The sequence below is a fragment of the Kitasatospora sp. CB01950 genome (assembly GCF_001905465.1).
In the GTDB taxonomy this organism is placed as follows: domain Bacteria; phylum Actinomycetota; class Actinomycetes; order Streptomycetales; family Streptomycetaceae; genus Kitasatospora.
In genome coordinates this window covers 67548-84897 of the sequence record NZ_LISX01000004.1, presented here as the reverse complement: position 1 = coordinate 84897, position 17350 = coordinate 67548, and the positions used below count along the sequence as shown (strand labels likewise).

At 72.9% G+C, this 17350-nt stretch carries 15 protein-coding genes; 12 read left to right on the top strand and 3 right to left on the bottom strand.

Annotation, left to right across the window (positions count from 1 at the left end; all coding sequences use genetic code 11):
• Positions 1 to 50 precede the first annotated feature (50 nt).
• From AMK19_RS12355 to AMK19_RS12340, 4 genes are all read left to right on the top strand, one after another.
• On the top strand, positions 51 to 632 hold the full coding sequence (locus tag AMK19_RS12355; RefSeq protein WP_073811043.1) for a TetR/AcrR family transcriptional regulator: 582 nt from the start codon (positions 51 to 53) through the stop codon (positions 630 to 632).
• Positions 629 to 1975, top strand: a complete 1347-nt coding sequence (locus AMK19_RS12350; RefSeq protein ID WP_443135004.1) for an MFS transporter — start codon at positions 629 to 631, stop codon at positions 1973 to 1975. The genes AMK19_RS12355 and AMK19_RS12350 overlap by 4 nt, the downstream gene beginning before the upstream one ends.
• A gap of 344 nt (positions 1976 to 2319) precedes the next feature.
• A complete protein-coding gene (locus tag AMK19_RS12345) occupies positions 2320 to 2703 on the top strand; it encodes a VOC family protein (protein ID WP_241844375.1) in 384 nt (127 codons plus the stop codon).
• A complete protein-coding gene (locus tag AMK19_RS12340; protein ID WP_143200187.1) occupies positions 2700 to 3422 on the top strand; it encodes an alpha/beta hydrolase in 723 nt (240 codons plus the stop codon). Before AMK19_RS12345 ends, AMK19_RS12340 begins: the two co-directional genes overlap by 4 nt.
• Positions 3423 to 3447: 25 nt before the next feature.
• Here the strand turns inward: AMK19_RS12340 and AMK19_RS12335 are convergent, their stop codons facing one another.
• The 3 genes from AMK19_RS12335 to AMK19_RS12325 all read right to left on the bottom strand — a co-directional run bounded on the left by AMK19_RS12335 (position 3448) and on the right by AMK19_RS12325 (position 5270).
• Positions 3448 to 4104, bottom strand: a complete 657-nt coding sequence (locus AMK19_RS12335; protein WP_073811039.1) for an HAD-IA family hydrolase — start codon at positions 4102 to 4104, stop codon at positions 3448 to 3450.
• A gap of 76 nt (positions 4105 to 4180) precedes the next feature.
• On the bottom strand, positions 4181 to 4627 hold the full coding sequence (locus AMK19_RS12330; protein WP_073811038.1) for a deaminase: 447 nt from the start codon (positions 4625 to 4627) through the stop codon (positions 4181 to 4183).
• A 55-nt stretch (positions 4628 to 4682) separates the two neighbouring features.
• Positions 4683 to 5270, bottom strand: coding sequence for a pyridoxamine 5'-phosphate oxidase family protein (locus AMK19_RS12325; protein ID WP_073811036.1), 588 nt, complete (start codon positions 5268 to 5270; stop codon positions 4683 to 4685).
• Between the two features lie 138 nt (positions 5271 to 5408).
• Between AMK19_RS12325 and AMK19_RS12320 the strand changes: the two genes are divergently transcribed.
• From AMK19_RS12320 to AMK19_RS12285, 8 genes are all read left to right on the top strand, one after another.
• The gene (locus AMK19_RS12320; RefSeq protein ID WP_073811035.1) at positions 5409 to 6212 is read left to right on the top strand and encodes a methyltransferase domain-containing protein; all 804 of its coding nucleotides are present in this window, start codon (positions 5409 to 5411) and stop codon (positions 6210 to 6212) included.
• 84 nt (positions 6213 to 6296) lie between these two features.
• Positions 6297 to 6554, top strand: a complete 258-nt coding sequence (locus AMK19_RS12315) for a hypothetical protein (RefSeq protein ID WP_073811033.1) — start codon at positions 6297 to 6299, stop codon at positions 6552 to 6554.
• A 57-nt stretch (positions 6555 to 6611) separates the two neighbouring features.
• Positions 6612 to 7076, top strand: coding sequence for a CYTH domain-containing protein (locus AMK19_RS12310; RefSeq protein WP_338015785.1), 465 nt, complete (start codon positions 6612 to 6614; stop codon positions 7074 to 7076).
• A gap of 53 nt (positions 7077 to 7129) precedes the next feature.
• Positions 7130 to 7525, top strand: a complete 396-nt coding sequence (locus AMK19_RS12305; RefSeq protein WP_073811029.1) for an NUDIX hydrolase — start codon at positions 7130 to 7132, stop codon at positions 7523 to 7525.
• 179 nt (positions 7526 to 7704) lie between these two features.
• Positions 7705 to 10551 carry a SpoIIE family protein phosphatase gene (locus AMK19_RS12300; RefSeq protein ID WP_241844374.1) on the top strand — a complete coding sequence of 949 codons (2847 nt, stop codon included), beginning with the start codon at positions 7705 to 7707 and terminating at the stop codon, positions 10549 to 10551.
• A gap of 75 nt (positions 10552 to 10626) precedes the next feature.
• Positions 10627 to 13167, top strand: coding sequence for a SpoIIE family protein phosphatase (locus AMK19_RS12295; RefSeq protein WP_241844373.1), 2541 nt, complete (start codon positions 10627 to 10629; stop codon positions 13165 to 13167).
• A 202-nt stretch (positions 13168 to 13369) separates the two neighbouring features.
• Positions 13370 to 15274 carry a translational GTPase TypA gene (gene typA / locus AMK19_RS12290; RefSeq protein WP_073811026.1) on the top strand — a complete coding sequence of 635 codons (1905 nt, stop codon included), beginning with the start codon at positions 13370 to 13372 and terminating at the stop codon, positions 15272 to 15274.
• Between the two features lie 345 nt (positions 15275 to 15619).
• On the top strand, positions 15620 to 17248 hold the full coding sequence (locus tag AMK19_RS12285; protein WP_073811024.1) for a peptide ABC transporter substrate-binding protein: 1629 nt from the start codon (positions 15620 to 15622) through the stop codon (positions 17246 to 17248).
• Positions 17249 to 17350 lie beyond the last annotated feature (102 nt).

Genomic DNA, 17350 nt, shown 5'->3' with positions numbered 1-17350 from the left:
CTCAGGGTAGTGGGTAGACAGTGTCTACTCGGTGTTGGTAGACACTGTCTATGGATGATGAGCGGACGTCCCTGCGTGAGCGCCTGGTGGATGCCGGGGTGGAGTTGGTGCTGGCGGAGGGGTCGGGGGCGGTGGGGTTGCGGGAGATCGCGCGGCGGGCGGGGGTGTCGCACGGGGCGCCGCGGCGGTATTTCGGTACGCATCGGGAGTTGCTGTCGGCGGTGGCGCGGCGGGGGCTCGAGGAGCTGGGGCGGCGGTTCGCGGGGGTGCGGGCGGAGGGGCCGCGGGGGCGACTGGAGGGGGTGGCGCGGGAGTACCTGGCGTTCGCGGCGGAGCGGCGCGGGATGTTCGAGTTGATGTTCCGTCATGACTTGTTGAGCAGCGACGGGGCGGAGACGGCGGAGCCGAGGCTGCGGGAGGCGACGGGCCCGCTGTTCGGGGGGATGGTCGGGCTGGTCGCGGAGTGCACCGGGGACGGGGAGCGGGCACCGGTCGTCGCGGCCGCGCTGTGGGCGAACCTGCACGGGCTGGCGCAGCTGCAGGGCTGGGGGAGCGTCGAGTTGATGCTCGGGCCGGGGCGGGAGGACGCGCTGCTGGAGGCGGTCCTGACGGCGCACCTGGGCGCGCGGTGAGCCGGCTCGCGCTGCCGGTGAGTGCCGCGGCCGCGATGCTGGTGGCCCTGGACGGCACGGTGCTGCTGATCGCCCAGCCCAGCATGCGGCGCGAACTCGGTGCAGGAGCAGCGCAGTTGCAGTGGACCAGCACCGGCTACCTGGTCGCCGTCGCGGCCCTGCTGGTGGTGTCCGGCCGTCTCGGCGACCGGTACGGGCACCGGGGGACGTTGCTGGCGGGGGTGCTCGGGTTCGGTGCGGCCTCGGCCGGAATCGCTCTCGCACCCACCGTCGGTTGGGTGATCGGACTGCGGGTCGCCCAGGGCGCGTTCGGCGCGCTGCTGCAGCCCGGGACGCTCGCGCTGCTGCGGCTGTGCTGCCCGCCGGAGCGGCTCGGCCGGGCGATCGCGGTGCGGACGGGCGCGATCGCCGTCGCGGCCGGCGCGGGCCCACTGCTGGGCGGCGTGCTGGTGGGTCAGTTCGGGTGGCGGGCGGTGTTCTGGATCAACGTGCCGGTCGCCGTCCTGATCGCCGCCCTGACGCTCGCCCTGCGCCTGCCCGAGGTCGAACGGGGACGCTCGCGGCTCGACCTGGCGGGAGCGGCGCTGCTCGCCGCGGCGCTCGCCGTCCTGGTGCACGCGCTCGCCGAGGTGCCCGGCCGGGGTTGGGCCGCCACCGGCACACTCGCCGAACTCGCGCTGTCCATCGTCCTGTTGGCGGTCCTGATCGGCCACGAGCGGCGCGCCGCCGAACCGGTGGTGCCGCGACCGGTGGCCAGGTCGCGTCCGGTGATCGGTTCGCTGGCGCTGCTCCTGACGTCCTCCGCCGGACTGTTCGGCACCCTCTTCAGCACCACCTTCCGTCTCCAGGACGCCCTGCGCCTCGGCCCGCTGGACACCGCGCTGCGGATGCTGCCGCTGACCGCGCTGATGGTGCTGGGCGCCCCCGCCGCCGAATGCGCGCTGCGCCGGTACGGTCCGCGCGCCACGGCGCTCGCCGGAACACTGCTGCTGGTGACGGGAGTTGGAGCACTGGCCGGTCCGGGCGGCGGCGGAGCGGCAACGGTCGCGACGGCGGTGGCCTCCGCCCTGCTGGGCGCGGGATTCGCAGTGGTGATGGTGACGGCCACCGGCAGCGTGGTCGGCGATGCCCCGCCGGGCTGCGCGGGCGCGGTCGGCGGACTGAAGCAGACCGCGATGAACATCGGCCCCACCCTCGGCATCGCCACCGCCTCCGGCGTCGGCCCGCACACCGCCCTCCCGGCCCTCGCCGCCGTGGCCGCCGTCGGTCTGTTCCCGGCCGCGGCGCTGCCCGCCGTACGGCGCGGGTCGCGCAAGGGGATTGTGGTTCCGAGTGATCCGTAGAGCCGGCGGCAGCGGGGCGTCAGGTCGTCGGGCTCGGCCATCGTCGGGCCTGGCCGGCCTGCTCGCTGCGCAGTGCCTACCGCGCCGAGAGCGGAGATGTCCGGTCTGGCCACCGTGCCATTGGCATTGGGCATCGGCCCCTTGTCGCCTGGCACTGGCCGCGCCGGGAGGCCGTGGTCTCGGGTGGGTGATGCGCGGGCCGGTGCTGGAAGGCCCGGCAGCAGATTGCCGGTTCGGCACCGTCGGCCGTTGCCGCCCTCCCCGGCGCGCCGCTCCGACGCCTGCCGCCGCCGACCCTGCCGTGTCGGGAAGCCGCCGTCGGTGGCGCGTGACACGCTGGCCCGGTGACGGAACAGCAGACAATGGGGCACCGGCCCATCGGCGCGCTCAGCTCGACGGTGCTGGACTGCCCGGACCCGGAGCGGCTGGCGGCGTTCTACCGGCGGCTGACGGGCTGGCAGGTGACGTACCGCAGTGAGGCCTACGTGTTCATCGGGGACGGTCCGGTGCGGATCGGGTTCCAGCGGGTCGGGGGGTTCCGGCCGCCGGTGTGGCCGTCGGACGGGGCGCGGGCCCATCTCGACTTCACAGTACCGGAGTTGGGGCCGGCGGTGGCGGAGCTGCTGGCGGCGGGCGCGACGAAGCCGGAGCATCAGGCGGGCGGCGACCACTGGGTGACGCTGCTGGACCCGGACGGGCACCCGTTCTGCCTGGCGGTGCCCGAGTGACGGCGGCGGTCGGCACGTTCACCCTGGAGGCGGACGGCGAGCGGCTGGCGTGCACGGTGGTCGAGCCCGCGGCCCCGGTCCGCCGGGGTGCGGCGCTGCTGATGCACGGTGCGGGGAGCAGCGGCAAGCACCGGTGCCTGCCGCTGGCAGAGGAGTTGGCGGCCGCCGGCTGCCGCTCGGTGGTGTTCGACTTCGCGGGGCACGGCGAGAGCACCGGCGACCTCGGGCAGCTCTCGCTGGCCCGCCGCGCCCGTCAGGCCCGCGCCGTCCTGGCGCGGTACGCGCCGGACGGGCCGCTGCTGCTGGCCGGGTTCTCGATGAGCGGCCAGACCGTCGCGGACCTGCTGGGCGATCCGGACATCGGCGGGCGGGTGCAGGCACTGGCCCTCGGTGCACCGGCCGCGTACGCCCGCGAGGTGCGGGAACTCCCGTTCGCCGCGCCGGAGTTCACCGCCACGCTGCGCACCCCGGGCAGTTGGCGCAGCAGCTCCGCGTTCGAGACCTTCGCGGCGTTCGACGGCCGGGCGGTGCTGGTGCTGCCGGAGACGGACGAGGTGATCCCGGCCGAGGTGACGGACGCGCTGGACGCCGCGCTGCGCACCCGCGCCGCGTACACCCGCCTCACCCTGCCCGGAGCCGACCACCAGCTCGGCGGCTGGCTCAGCACGCACCCGGAGCACCGGGCCCTGGTCGCCGCCGCGCTCCTCTCGGAGGCCTGACGGTCCCGACGGGGGCGGGAACCGGTCAGGGCAGGCGGACGATCAGCCCGCCCGTCGGGTCGGCCGTGACGGTGACGCCGGTGAGGTCGTCCACCAGGTGGTCGGGGGAGAACGCGGCCGCGCGCGGGCCGACGCCGAGGACCGGCATGCCGGCGGCGCGGGCGGCGGCGATGCCGGCCTCGGAGTCCTCCAGGACCAGGCACTCGGCGGGCGCGATGCCCAGCTCGGCGGCGGCCTTCAGGAAGCCCTCGGGGTCGGGCTTGCTGGCGCCGACCAGGTCGGCGGTGATCATCAGCGGCGGCAGCGGGACGCCGGCGGCGGCCATCCGGACCCGGGCGAGGCGGTCGTCGGCGGAGGTGACCAGGGCGTGCGGCAGCCCGGCCAGCGACTCCATCAGCCGTCGGGCGCCCGGGACTTCGACCACGCCGTCGGTGTCGGCGGTCTCCTCGGTGAGCATCTGCCGGTTCTCGGCGAGGTTCCGCTCCATCGGGCGGTCGGGCAGCAGCAGCGCCATGGTCAGGTGGCCCTGCCGGCCGTGAACGGTCTTCATCGCCTCGTCGCCGTCGAGGCCGTTCCGTTCGGCCCAGCGCCGCCAGCAGCGTTCGACCACGGCGTCGGAGTTGACCAGAGTGCCGTCCATGTCGAGCAGGACGGCCCGGACCGGCGGGGTGAGGACGGGCATCGGGGCTCCTCGGGGGCCTCGGGCGACTGTTTGTTCCGCAAGTGTACAAAACTCGACGGAGGGGACGGAGAGGCCCTCACCCCAGCAGGTGCGCGTTCACCGCCCGGGCCTCCGCGGCCAGCTCCGGCAGCTCCACCACCTCGACGCCCGCCGCGGCGAGCAGCTCGGCGCCCTGGCAGTCCGCGACGAACAGCGCCGGCTCCCGCCACGCCACCACCACCCGCGGCACCCCGGCCGCGACGATCAACTCGGCGCACGGGTGCGGACGGGAGGCCCGCTGCCCGCACGGCTCCAGGGTGCTGTAGACGGTGGCGGCGCGCAGCCGCGGATCGCCGGGCGCGAGCTTGCCGAGCGCGGCCTCCTCGGCGTGGTTCACCGCGTCGACCTCCCGGCTGAAGCCCTCGGCCAGCACCTCGCCGTCCGCGCCGACGATCACCGCGCCCACCGAGAACGCCGTCCGCGACGGCGGGCAGCGACGGGACAGTTCGATCGCGCGGCGCAGCCACGCCAGGTCGGTGGTCATCGGCGGACTCCTCGGAGTGGGAAGGGCGGACGTCCCTACCGTACGAGCAGCCGGCTCAGGCGACGGGACGCGGCGGCAGCGGGAGCGGCACCGAGGGCAGGCCGTCGATGCTGGCGGCGACGTAGTCCTTGCTCTCGCAGTAGTCGCTGAAGTTCTCCTCACCCTTGCGGGCGAAGTACTGCCGGTGGATCTCCCGGTCGGAGCGGTAGTCCATGAACGGGACGGCGTACCCGCAGGAGTCGCTGACCCGCTCGGCCCGCACCAGGACGATCGCGCGCAGCGCCTCGCCGTCCGCGGCCGGGTCGAAGTGGCCGAGCAGGTCGGCGAACCGCGGGTCGTCGCGGAACACCGGCTCGCCCCGCCCGTGCACCCGCAGCACCGTCGGCGGGCCCTCGAAGGCGCACCACATCAGGGTGATCCGCCCGTTCTCCCGCAGGTGGGCGATGGTCTCGGCGTGCGAACCGCCGAAGTCCAGGTAGGCGACGGTGAGTTCGTCGAGGACGGCGAGGGTGCCGGAGCGGCCCTTGGGGGAGAGGTTGACGTGCCCGCCGCCGGACAGCGGGGCGGTGGCCACGAAGAACACGGGCTGCCTGTCGATGAACGCGCGCAGCCGGTCGTCGATGCGTTCGTAGGTCTTTCCCATACCGGCGATTCTGCGCCCGGCCCGGCCCCGCGGGCGAGGAGATTTCCTCGGCGTCCCACATGGCAAGACGAGAGTGTCCGACCTGTGGAACATTTCCCTATCCTGGGCAGGCCGCCTTCGAACGAGAGGGGAACCGCCGTGGCCGGCTACACCCATGGGCATCACGCCGCCGTCCTGCGCTCGCACCGCACCCGCACCGCCGCCAACTCCGCGGCCTACCTGCTGCCCGAACTCCGCCCTGGGCACCGACTGTTGGACGTCGGCTGCGGGCCCGGAACGATCACCGCCGACCTGGCCGAACTGCTCGGACCGACCGGCCGGGCGATCGGCATCGACCCGTCCGCCGAGGTGCTCGCCCAGGCCGCCGCGCTCGCCGCCGAACGTGGGCTGGAACAGCTGAGCTTCGAGGTCGCCGACGTGTACCGGCTCCCGTACGCCGACGCCTCGTTCGACGTGGTGCACGCCCACCAGGTGCTGCAACACCTCGCCGACCCGGTCGCCGCGCTGCGCGAGATGCGCCGGGTGACCGCCCCCGGCGGGGTGATCGCGGTCCGCGACGCCGACTACGCCGCGATGGCCTGGCACCCCCAACTGCCCGAGCTGGACGACTGGCTGGCGCTCTACCGGCGCACCGCCCGGGCCTGCGGCGGTGAACCCGACGCCGGCCGCCGCCTGCTGTCCTGGGCGCACGCCGCCGGACTGACCGAGGCCCGGCCGTCCTCCAGCACCTGGACGTACGCCACCGAGGACGAGCGCGCCTGGTGGTCGGAGAGCTGGGCCGAGCGCACCCTGCGCTCCAACACCGCCGCCACCGCGCTGGCCGAGGGCCTCGCCACCCCCGCCGAGCTGGCCCGGATCGCCGCCGGCTGGCCCCGCTGGGCCGCCCACCCGGACGCCTGGTTCGCCGTACTGCACGGCGAACTCCTGGTGAGCGTAAGCTAGTTGGCCCTGTCGCCGGTCGCCTCGCCGCCCGGCGGCCCGGTCCGGCCTGCCCCCCATCGGGCCGGACCGCTACCGTGTGGCGCCATGGGACATCCGGACCGCACGCCCGCCGCCCACCGCGTCATGCGACAGGACGACAACGGCAACCGCTTCCTGCTCGCCCGAGGCCTCACCCGCCCCGCCGCCGAGGCCCTGGCCGCCGAGTTCGAGGCCCGCGGTCACAAGCAGCTCTACTGGGTCGAGCCCGAAGAGCCCGAAGAGCCCGAAGAGCCCGAGACGGCGGAGGAGCCCGGGGCGGCGGAAGAGCCCGGGGCGGCGGAAGAGCCCGCGCGGTCCGAGTAGCGGCGCCCGTCGCGCCGTAGCGTGGTCCCCACCGGACACGAGGAGGACCCGTTGGCTGTGGAGATCGAGCGCAAGTTCCTGGTTCCGGACGGCGAAACCGTCCCCGCCGGCCGCGAGTTCGAGGTCCGGCAGGGCTACCTGGTGATCGGCCCGGAGGGCGCCGAGGCCCGGGTGCGCGACCAGGGCGGCGCATGCTCGCTGACCGTCAAGCGCGGCACCGGCCTGGTCCGCGGCGAGTGGGAGACCCCGCTCGCCGCCGAGCAGTTCGAGGCGCTGTGGCCCGCCACCGAGCACGCCCGGATCGCCAAGACCCGCCGGGTGGTGCAGCTCGGCCGGCACGAGGCCGTGGTCGACACCTTCCACGGCCGACTGGCCGGCCTGCGCACCGTCGAGGTCGAGTTCGCCGACCCGCAGGAGGCCGCCGCCTTCACCCCGCCGTCCTGGTTCGGCCCCGAGGTCACCGACCGCGCCGACCTGAAGAACCAGCACCTCGCCACGGCCGCCGGGCCGCCCGGCCCCTGACATAGGGTCGGGAGCCGACGAGCGGCACGAACGGCACGATGGCAAGGGCGGCAATGGCAGAGCTGATCGACACGGTGGCGTGGGTCCGACTGGAGGGCGGCCGGATCCTCTGCGCGCGCCCCCGCGGCAAGGACGTCTTCTACATCCCCGGCGGCAAGCGCGAGGGCGACGAGACCGACCTGCAGACCCTCACCCGCGAGATCGCCGAGGAGCTCACCGTCGCCATCCGCCCGGAGACCGTCGCCCACGTCGCCACCTACGACGCCGACGCCCACCCGGGCGGCCCCACCGTCCGGATGGCCTGCTACCTGGCCGACTACACCGGCACCCTCGCCGCCAGCAGCGAGATCGAGGACGTCGAGTGGTTCGGCTACGCCGACCGCGACCGCGTCCCCCCGGTCGACCAGCTGCTCTTCGACGACCTGCACCGCGACGGCCTGCTGCACTGAGGCCAGGGGCCCCCGTTACACCCTCGGAGGCCCGAAGATCCAGGGAAATGCCCGTTCTGTACGCCAATCGGACAGACGACCCGTATGCCGGGATAGCTGCGCGTTTCCCTGGGTATGGCAGTGTTCGGCTGCATTCGTCACGATCAGTGAGCGCTCGGCGCGAGGCGTGGCGACGGCCCGTGCCCCGTCGGCCCGTCGGCGGCGCGTTCCAGCGACGGCCGGAGGCCCCGCAGGTGGCGAAGCCGGGTGGGGGCGGGGAAGAAGACGAGGCGTCCGGCCTGCCCCCGCGTGGGCCACGGCGGCCCGGTGGCTCCGCGCCGCCCGCGGCCGGCGGCCGGTCCGGCGGCGCGGCCGCCCGCGCCCGCCTGCGCCGCCGCCCCGGCAGCCACGAACCGCCGCCGCCCACCGCCGGGCCGTCCGCCGGCCCCGAACCGCCCGACCCGAACACCCCGAGCGCCCGAGGCACCCGCGGCCGCCCCGTCCGGGCGTTCCCCGGCGGGCCCGGCCGGCACTCGGGCGCCCGCGCCGACGCCGCGCCGACCACCCTCCACCCCAGCCGCCGCACCGAGGGCGGCAGCCTGCTCGACGTGGTCCGGGTGGCGATCGTCATCCTGGACACCGCGGGCCGGGTGGTGCTGTGGAGCCCGACCGCCGAGGAGATGCTCGGCTGGCCCAGCGAGGTCCTGGTCGGCCGGGCGCTCGAAGAGCTGCTCGCCGAGCCGGACGACCAGCAGCGCGCCCGGGCCGCCCTGCAGGAGACGCTGCGCCGCGGCTCCTGGCACGGCTTCACCGGCATCAGCGACCGCGACGGCGTACCGGTCGAGGTGGAGGTCCGGATGTCGCTGCTGGTCGACGGCGACGGCGCCCCCTACGTGCAGGCCGCGCTCACCGAGGCCGCCGCACTGCGCGCCGTCGAACGCGACCTCGCCGTCCGCGACGCCCTGTTCGAACAGTCCCCGCTGGGCATCGCCGTGCTGGACACCGACCTGCGCTACACCGCCGTCAACCGCACCCTCGCCGAGATGAACGGCCTGCCCGCCGAGGCGCACATCGGCCGCACCACCGGCGAGACCCTGCCGGAGCGCTCCGCCGACGAGGTCACCGCCCTGCAGCGCCAGGTGCTGGCCACCGGCGAGCCCGTCATCGACGTCACGCTGGCCTCGCCGGGCGGCCGGGCCGGCTACCGCTCGATCTCGTTCAGCCGGATGACCGACCGGGCCGGCCGGGTGCTCGGCATCTCCGGCACCGCGATGGACGTCACCGAGCGCTACCGGGCGGTGGCCAAGGTCGAGGGCGCCCGCCGCCGGCTGTCGCTGCTCAACGAGTTCGGCTCCCGGGTCGGCGACCTGCTGGACGCCTCGATGATCGCCCAGGAGCTGGCCGGCGCGGTCGTCCCGCGGCTGGCCGACTACGCGGCGGTGATCCTGCTGCAGGCCGTCGCGCACGGCGACGACCTGCCCCGGCACGGCCACGACCGGCGCACCTCGCTGCTGCAGCTCGGCGTCGCCGCCGTCCAGGACGGCCCGGCGGTGGAGACCATGCTCCGGCACGGCGCCCGGATCACCTTCGAGGACGAGTCGGCGTTCGGCCGGGTGCTGCGTCGCGGCGTCCCCGAACTGCTCACCGGCGCCGAACTCGACGCGATGTCCTTCCCCGACGACCCCAAGGTCGAGGCCGCCCGCGAACTCGGCATCCACTCCCGGTTGGTGGTGCCGCTGCGGGCCCGCGGCATCGTGATCGGCCTGATGGTGGTCAGCCGGGCCGGCTACCGCGAGGGCTTCGACCGGGACGACCTCGCCTTCACCGTCGAACTCGCCGACCGGGCCGGCAGCTCGCTCGACAACGCCCGCCTGTACGCCCGCGAGCGGACGGCCGCGCTCACCCTGCAGCGCACCCTGCTGCCCCAGCAGGTGCCGCAGCCCGCCGGCATCGAGGTCGGCTACCGGTACGTGCCGGGCTCCAGCGGCACCGAGGTCGGCGGCGACTGGTTCGACGTGATCCCGCTGCCCGGCGACCGCACCGCGCTGGTGGTCGGCGACGTGATGGGCCACGGCCTGCGGGCCGCCGCCACCATGGGCCGGCTGCGCACCGCCGTCCGGGTGCTGGCCGCCCTCGACCTCGCGCCCGAGGTGGTCCTGCGGCACGTCCACGAACTCGCCGACGACCTCGCCCAGGGCCCCGACGAGGCCCTGCTCGCCACCTGCGTCTACGCGGTGTTCGACCCCGCGCGGCGCATCCTGACCGCCACCAAGGCCGGTCACATCCCGCCGGTCCTGGTGGTGCCCGGCGCCGACGCCCGGCCGGCCCGCTCCGGCGGCCCGCTGCCCGGCGGGGCCGGCCAGGTGCTCGACCTGCCCTCCGGCGCGCCGCTCGGCGTCGGCGGGGTGCCGTTCGAGTCCATCGAGATGGAGATCCCGGACGGCAGCCTGCTCGCCCTGTGCACGGACGGGCTGGTGGAGTCCCGGGACAAGGATCTGGACGTGGGACTGGGGAGGTTGATCAGCGTGCTCGAACAGCCGTACGCCTCGATCCAGCAGGCGTGCGAGGCCGTCCTCGACACCATGGAACAGGGCCGCGAACCCGACGACGTGGCCCTGCTGCTGGCCCGGCTCGGCCAGGAACGCGACGACGCCCCCACCGCCGGCTGGACGTTGCCCGCCGAACCGACCGCGGTCTCCCGGGCCCGCCGCCTGGTCCGCCACACCCTCGCCGACTGGGGCGCCGAAAGCCTCACCGACACCGCCGAACTGCTGGTCAGCGAACTCGTCACGAACGCCGTCCGGTACGCCAGCGCCCCGATCGGAGTCCGCCTCACGCTCGGCGACCTGCTGCTGGTGGAGATCTCCGACCCGCTGCCCGACCCGCCCCGGGAGCGGCACGCGAGCGCCGGCGACGAAGGCGGACGCGGTCTCGAACTGGTCCGCCGGCTCGCCCTGCGCTGGGGAACGCGGGCCGAGGGGCTGGGCAAGGTCGTCTGGTTCGAGCTGGCAGACTCGGACGTTCAACCACCCGAGTCGATGTTGTGACGTTGAAGGGCGTGTGCGCCCACGCCCGAATGATGAATACTCGGACATCGGAATACTCGGTCGTCTCGACACCGGATGGGCGCGCGGGTTGGAGGGGTCGGTCCGTTGAACAGCTTCCCGGCACGGAACACGACGCACGGCAGCAACGGCCGTGCCGCGCTGCCGGAGCAACCGGGTGCCCCCACGGTGCCTGCCACCCTCCCGGACAGCCGGGAACAGGGCTCCGCCGGCACCATCTACGACTACATCCGGGTCGCCACCTTCGCCATCGGCCCCGACGGGCGGATCGCGCAGTGGAGCGACCGGGCCGCCAAGTTCTTCGGCGTGCCCGCCGCCGAGGCCGTCGGCGCCGACCCGATCACCGCGTTCGTCCCGCGCGAACTCTGGCAGCGCGGCCGGGCCCGGCTGGAACGCATCCTGTCCGGCGAGGAGTGGGTGGGCACCGCCCCCTACCGGGACCAGTCCGGCGCGGAGAGCCTCGCCGAGGTCTACGCGATGCCCGACAGCGCCGACGGCTCCGCGACCTGCCTGGCCGTCGACCTCGGCCGGCTGCGCGCCATCGAGACCGACCTGGCCGCCTCCGAGGCCGTCATCCGGCAGACCCCCACCGGGTTCTTCCTGTTCGACACCGACCTGAAGCTGCAGCGCGTCAACGCCGCGTTCGCCACCGGCGTCGGCCGCAGCCCCGCCGCCCTGCAGGGCCTCGCCCCCGGCGACGTGTTCCGGCCCTCCGACGCGGACCGGCTGCTGCTCGCCCTGCGCAAGGTCCTCACCGGCCAGGAGCCCGTCCTCGACCTGCGGATGTCCGCCCCCGCCCGCCCCGGCCGCCCGGGCGGCCGCGACGACGAGCGCACCTGGGCGGTCTCGCTGTACCGCCTCACCGCCGCCGGCGGCCGCCCGATCGGCGTCGCCGGACAGGTCCAGGACGTCACCAGCCGGCACCTCGCCGAACGCGAGGCCGCCGGGGTCCGCCGCAGCCTCGCCCTGCTCAACGAGGCCTCCACCCACATCGGCTCCACCCTCGACCTGGAGACCACCGCCAAGGAACTGCTCGACGTGATCGTCCCGCAGTTCTGCGACGTCGCCACCGTCGACCTGTACACCGCGCTGCTCACCGGCGACACCTCGCTCATCGCCAACCCCGAGAACGGCGAACTGCGCCGCGTCGCGGTCTCCAGCGTGGTCGGCAACGCCCCGTCGGTGCTCGGCGCCGAACGCGGCGGCGTGCGGACCGCCGAGGCCGGCGGCACGCTCTGCTACCCGCCGCGCTCCCCGCACGCCCGCGCCCTGCGCACCGGCCGCAGCGTCGTCCCGCAGCCCGGACCCGACCCGCTGCTGCGCTCCACCCTGGTGGTGCCGCTGGTCGCCCGCGACCAGGTGCTCGGCCTGGTGCAGCTGTCCCGGGCGATCGGCAGCGAGCCGTTCGACGCCCGCGAGGTCGCGATCGCCGAGGAACTCGTCGCCCGCGCCGCCGTCTGCGTCGACAACGCCCGCCTGTACCGCCGCGAGCACGAACGCGCCCTGATCCTGCAGCGGAGCCTGCTGCCCCCGGGCAACCCGGCCGCGTCCGGCCTGGAGATCGCCCGCCGCTACCTGCCCAGCAACAACAACACCGAGGTCGGCGGCGACTGGTTCGACGTCATCCCGCTGCCCGGCAGCCGCACCGCCCTGGTGATCGGCGACGTGATGGGCCGCGGCCTGCGCGCCGCCGTCGCGATGGGCCAGCTGCGCACCGCCGTCCGCACCCTCGCGATGCTCGACCTCGACCCCGAAGAGGTGCTCACCGCCCTCGACGAGATCGCCCGCGGCCTCGGCAACGACGACGCCGAACCGGACCGCTCCGGCGCCGAGGTCTACCTCGCCACCTGCGTGTACGCCGTGTACGACGCCGTCAAGCAGCGCTGCACCTTCGCCAACGCCGGCCACCTCCCGCCGGTGCTGCTCGAACCCGGGCGGCACGCCCGGATGCTCGACGTGCCGCCCGGCCTGCCGCTCGGCGTCGGCGGCGAACCCTTCGAGGAAGTCACCGTCGACCTGCCCGAGGGCGCCGTCCTCGGCCTGTACACCGACGGCCTGGTCGAGTCCCGCAAGCACCAGCTCGACGAGGGCCTCAAGTCCTTCCGCACCGCCCTCACCAACGGCTCCGACCGCCTGGAGGAGCTCTGCGACCAGGTCCTGGACGAGCTCAACCCGCACCACGGCGAGGACGACATCGCCCTGCTGATGGCCAAGGTCCAGGCCCTGCCCAGCGGTTCGGTCGGCGACTGGCGGCTGCCGCCCGAGCCGACCTCGGTCGCCCGGGCCCGCGAGGCCGCCTGCGGCTGGCTGCTGGAACGCGGCCTCGACGAACTCGTCGACACCTCCGAACTGCTGGTCAGCGAACTCGTCACCAACGCCCTGCGGCACGGCCGCGGCGAGATCCGGCTGCGCCTGCTGCGCGACCGGACCATGGTCTGCGAGGTCTGGGACGACGCCTACGCCCAGCCCCGCCAGCGCCGCGCCCAGGAGACCGACGAGGGCGGCCGCGGCCTGCAGCTCGTCTCCCTGCTGGCCGAACGCTGGGGCAGCCGCCGCACCCCCAAGGGCAAGATCGTCTGGTTCGAGCTTTCGCTGTAGCCGCAGGGGCAACCGTTCGTACCGGGAGCAGTCCCGCGCGCCTGTGATCCAAACCTCCACAGGCTGCCCGTTTCTGCTCCATTGCGGCCTTCCCCGTACGATGGGGAGAAGCCGAGGCATGTGCCGTGCCCGGTGGGTGGACCGGTGAATGCTGACGCGGGCCGGGCACCGTGACCCACGATTCCGGGAGAATCAGCGCCGCATGCCCACGCGCAACGACATCCGCAACGTAGCCATCGTCGCCCACGTCGACCACGGCAAGACCACTCTGGTCGACGCCATGCTCAAGCAGGCGGGTGCCTTCGCGGCCCACCAGCACCTCGACGACCGCATGATGGACTCGAACGACCTGGAGCGCGAGAAGGGCATCACCATTCTCGCGAAGAACACGGCGGTCAAGTACCACCCCAAGGCCGGTGGCGCGCCGATCACCATCAACATCATCGACACCCCGGGCCACGCCGACTTCGGTGGCGAGGTCGAGCGCGGTCTGTCGATGGTGGACGCGGTCGTCCTGCTGGTCGACGCCTCCGAGGGCCCGCTGCCGCAGACCCGCTTCGTGCTGCGCAAGGCGCTCTCCGCCCGCCTGCCCGTCATCCTGTGCATCAACAAGACCGACCGTCCGGACGCCCGGATCGACGAGGTCATCAACGAGACCTACGACCTGTTCCTGGACCTGGACGCGGACGAGGACCAGATCGAGTTCCCGATCGTCTTCGCCTGCGCCCGTGACGGCGTCGCCTCGCTGACCAAGCCGGAGAACGGCACCGTGCCGGCCGACTCCGAGAACCTGGAGCCGTTCTTCTCCACCATCCTGGAGCACGTCCCGGCCCCGACCTTCGACGAGGGCGCCCCGCTGCAGGCCCACGTCACCAACCTGGACGCCGACAACTTCCTCGGCCGCATCGCGCTGCTCCGTGTCGAGCAGGGCGAGCTGCGCAAGGGCCAGACGGTGGCCTGGATCAAGCGCGACGGCTCGATCCAGAGCGTCCGCATCTCCGAGCTGCTGATGACCGAGGCGCTCACCCGCAAGCCCGCCGAGGTGGCCGGCCCCGGTGACATCTGCGCCGTCGCCGGCATCGGCGAGATCATGATCGGCGAGACCCTCGCCGACCCCGAGAACCCGATCGCGCTGCCGCTGATCACCGTCGACGAGCCGGCGATCTCGATGACCATCGGCACCAACACCTCGCCGCTGGTCGGCAAGGGCGGCTCCGGCAAGGGCGCGGACGCCAAGTCCACCGGCAAGGTCGACCGCAAGGTGACGGCCCGCCAGGTCAAGGACCGCCTGGACCGCGAGCTGATCGGTAACGTCTCGCTGCGCGTGCTGGAGACCGAGCGTCCCGACGCCTGGGAGGTGCAGGGCCGCGGTGAGCTGGCGCTGGCCATCCTGATCGAGACCATGCGCCGGGAAGGCTTCGAGCTGACCGTCGGCAAGCCGCAGGTCGTCACCCGCGAGGTCAACGGCAAGACCCACGAGCCGGTCGAGCGCCTCACGGTGGACGTCCCCGAGGAGCACATGGGCGCCGTCACGCAGCTGATGGGCATCCGCAAGGGCCGGATGGACAACATGTCCAACCACGGTTCGGGCTGGGTCCGGATGGAGTTCGTGGTGCCGTCCCGCGGCCTGATCGGATTCCGGACGGAGTTCCTCACCAACACCCGCGGCACCGGCATCGCGCACTCGATCCACGAGGGCTACGAGCCGTGGTTCGGCCAGCTGACGACCCGTAACAACGGTTCGCTGGTCGCCGACCGCTCCGGCGTGGTCACCGCCTTCGCGATGACCAACCTGCAGGAGCGCGGCGTGCTGTTCACCGACCCCGGCACCGAGGTGTACGAGGGCATGATCGTCGGCGAGAACTCGCGCGCCGACGACATGGACGTGAACATCACCAAGGAGAAGAAGCTCACCAACATGCGTTCCTCGAACGCTGACGTGGCCGAGTCGATCGTTCCGCCGCGCAAGCTCTCGCTGGAGCAGTCGCTGGAGTTCTGCCGCGAGGACGAGTGCATCGAGGTGACCCCGGAGACCGTGCGCATCCGCAAGGTCGTCCTGGACGCCAAGGAGCGCGGCCGCACCGCGTCGCGCGCCAAGAAGGGCTGACGCCCGCCCGTTTCGGCCGACCGGCCGGTGTCCTTCGGGACGCCGGCCGGTCGGCTTTTTGGTGACGATCCGTCACGAGCGGCCGGAGGGAGGGTGTTCGTTAATCGGACGTCACCGATCGTCATCCGTGACAACTGTCCGTTTCGCCCCTGTCTGGCTATGTCTGTAATGTCCGATTTTTGAGATTCACGCACCGTTCATGTGACCAAATTGAAATCCGTATTGGTCAATTCCGTATCCAAGAGTGACCGATAGTGGGTGCAGTCGAGCTCGGGTCGAGGCTCCTGCGCAGGGGTGCGCGCCAGGCCGCGAGCGATCTGCAACACGATTTCAGGAGGCACACCCATGCGCGGTGCCAGCCAGGCCAAGTGGGTTGTCGCAGCCGTCGCGGTCGCCCTCGCCGCTACCGCTTGCGGCAGCAGCTCGTCGAACGGCGCTTCGGACGGTCCGGTCAATGCCCAGGGCACGTTCAGCTACCAGAGCTCCGAGCCGCAGAACCCGCTCCAGCCCGCCAATGCGATGGAGGTCGGCGGCGGCCGTGTCCTGAAGAACCTGTTCAAGGGTCTGGTGGACTACGACCCCGCGACCGGCAAGCTGCGCAACCAGGTCGCCGACAAGATCGAGACCACCGACGCGCAGAACTACACCGTCACCCTGAAGTCCGGTTGGACCTTCCACGACGGCACCCCGGTGACCGCCCAGTCCTTCGTGGACGCTTGGAACTGGTCCGCCAACACCAAGAACAACCAGATCAACTCCGACTGGTTCTCCGACATCCAGGGCTACGACGCGGTCCACCCGGCGTCCGGCGCCCCGACCGCCGACACCATGTCCGGTCTGAAGGTCGTCGACGACACGCACTTCACCATCGCGCTGACCGGCCCGGTTTCGTACTTCGAGTACAAGCTCGGCTACACCGCCTTCTCGCCGCTGCCGAAGGTGTTCTTCACCGACCCGGCGAAGTACGGCCAGTCGCCGATCGGCAACGGCCCCTACAAGTTCGTCTCGTGGGAGCACAACAAGGCGATCACCGTCGCCGCGTACGACAAGTACGAGGGCGTCGACAAGCCGAAGAACTCCGGCATCGTCTTCAAGAACTACTCGCAGTCCGAGGCCGCCTACAAGGACCTGGTCTCCGACAACCTGGACGTGCTGGACCAGGTCGACCCGAGCGACCTGGCCTCCTACAAGAGCGACCTGGGCGACCGCGCCGTCGACCAGCCGCAGGGCGCCATCCAGAACATCTCGTTCTCGCTCTACCAGGACTCCTGGAAGGGCCAGGACAAGGCCAAGGTCCGCCAGGGCCTGTCGATGGCGATCGACCGCGACACCATCACCAAGACGGTGCTCAACGGCTCCCGCCAGGCCGCCAACTCCTGGGTCGCCCCGGGCGCCATGGGCTACAAGGACAACACCTGCGGCGAGGCCTGCACCTACGACCCGGCCAAGGCCAAGCAGCTGATCGCCGAGGGCGGCGGCGTCCCCGGCAACAAGATCACCGTTCTGTACAACGCGGACGGCGGCCACAAGGAGTGGGTGGACGCGGTCTGCAACTCCATCCGTCAGGCCACCGGCGTGGAGTGCGTCGGCGACCCGAAGCCGGACTTCAAGTCGGCCCGCGACCTGGTCAAGAACAAGAAGGTCGACGGCCTGATGCGGACCGGCTGGGTGCAGGACTACCCGCTGAACGCCAACTTCCTGCGCGACGTGTACGGCACCGGTGCCGCGGCCAACGACGCCGGCTACTCCAGCCCGGAGTTCGACAAGCTGGCGGCCGAGGCGGACAAGGCCACCACGGTGGAGAAGACCGCCGAGCTGTACCAGCAGGCCGAGGAGCAGCTGGCCAAGGACATGCCGGCCATCCCGCTCTGGTACTACAAGACCACCGCCGGTTACTCGAAGAACGTCCAGAACGTGAAGTACGACTCGTTCGGCGACCCGGTCTTCACCCAGGTCGAGGTCAAGCAGAAGTAACCGAGCCGGCACCGCACGGCTCGAACCGACACGGCCGGTGCCCGTACCCCGCCCCACCGGGCGGACCGGCACCGGCCGTTGTCACGCCAAGAACTCTGATCG

Coding starts and splice junctions, on each gene's coding strand:
- AMK19_RS12285 (WP_073811024.1), top strand. CDS start 15,620: ATGCGCGGTGCCAGCCAGGCCAAGTGGGTTGTCGCAGCCGTCGCGGTC.
- AMK19_RS12355 (WP_073811043.1), top strand. CDS start 51: ATGGATGATGAGCGGACGTCCCTGCGTGAGCGCCTGGTGGATGCCGGG.
- AMK19_RS12305 (WP_073811029.1), top strand. CDS start 7,130: ATGGCAGAGCTGATCGACACGGTGGCGTGGGTCCGACTGGAGGGCGGC.
- AMK19_RS12325 (WP_073811036.1), bottom strand. CDS start 5,270: ATGGGAAAGACCTACGAACGCATCGACGACCGGCTGCGCGCGTTCATC.
- AMK19_RS12330 (WP_073811038.1), bottom strand. CDS start 4,627: ATGACCACCGACCTGGCGTGGCTGCGCCGCGCGATCGAACTGTCCCGT.
- typA (WP_073811026.1), top strand. CDS start 13,370: ATGCCCACGCGCAACGACATCCGCAACGTAGCCATCGTCGCCCACGTC.
- AMK19_RS12315 (WP_073811033.1), top strand. CDS start 6,297: ATGGGACATCCGGACCGCACGCCCGCCGCCCACCGCGTCATGCGACAG.
- AMK19_RS12335 (WP_073811039.1), bottom strand. CDS start 4,104: ATGCCCGTCCTCACCCCGCCGGTCCGGGCCGTCCTGCTCGACATGGAC.
- AMK19_RS12295 (WP_241844373.1), top strand. CDS start 10,627: ATGGGCGCGCGGGTTGGAGGGGTCGGTCCGTTGAACAGCTTCCCGGCA.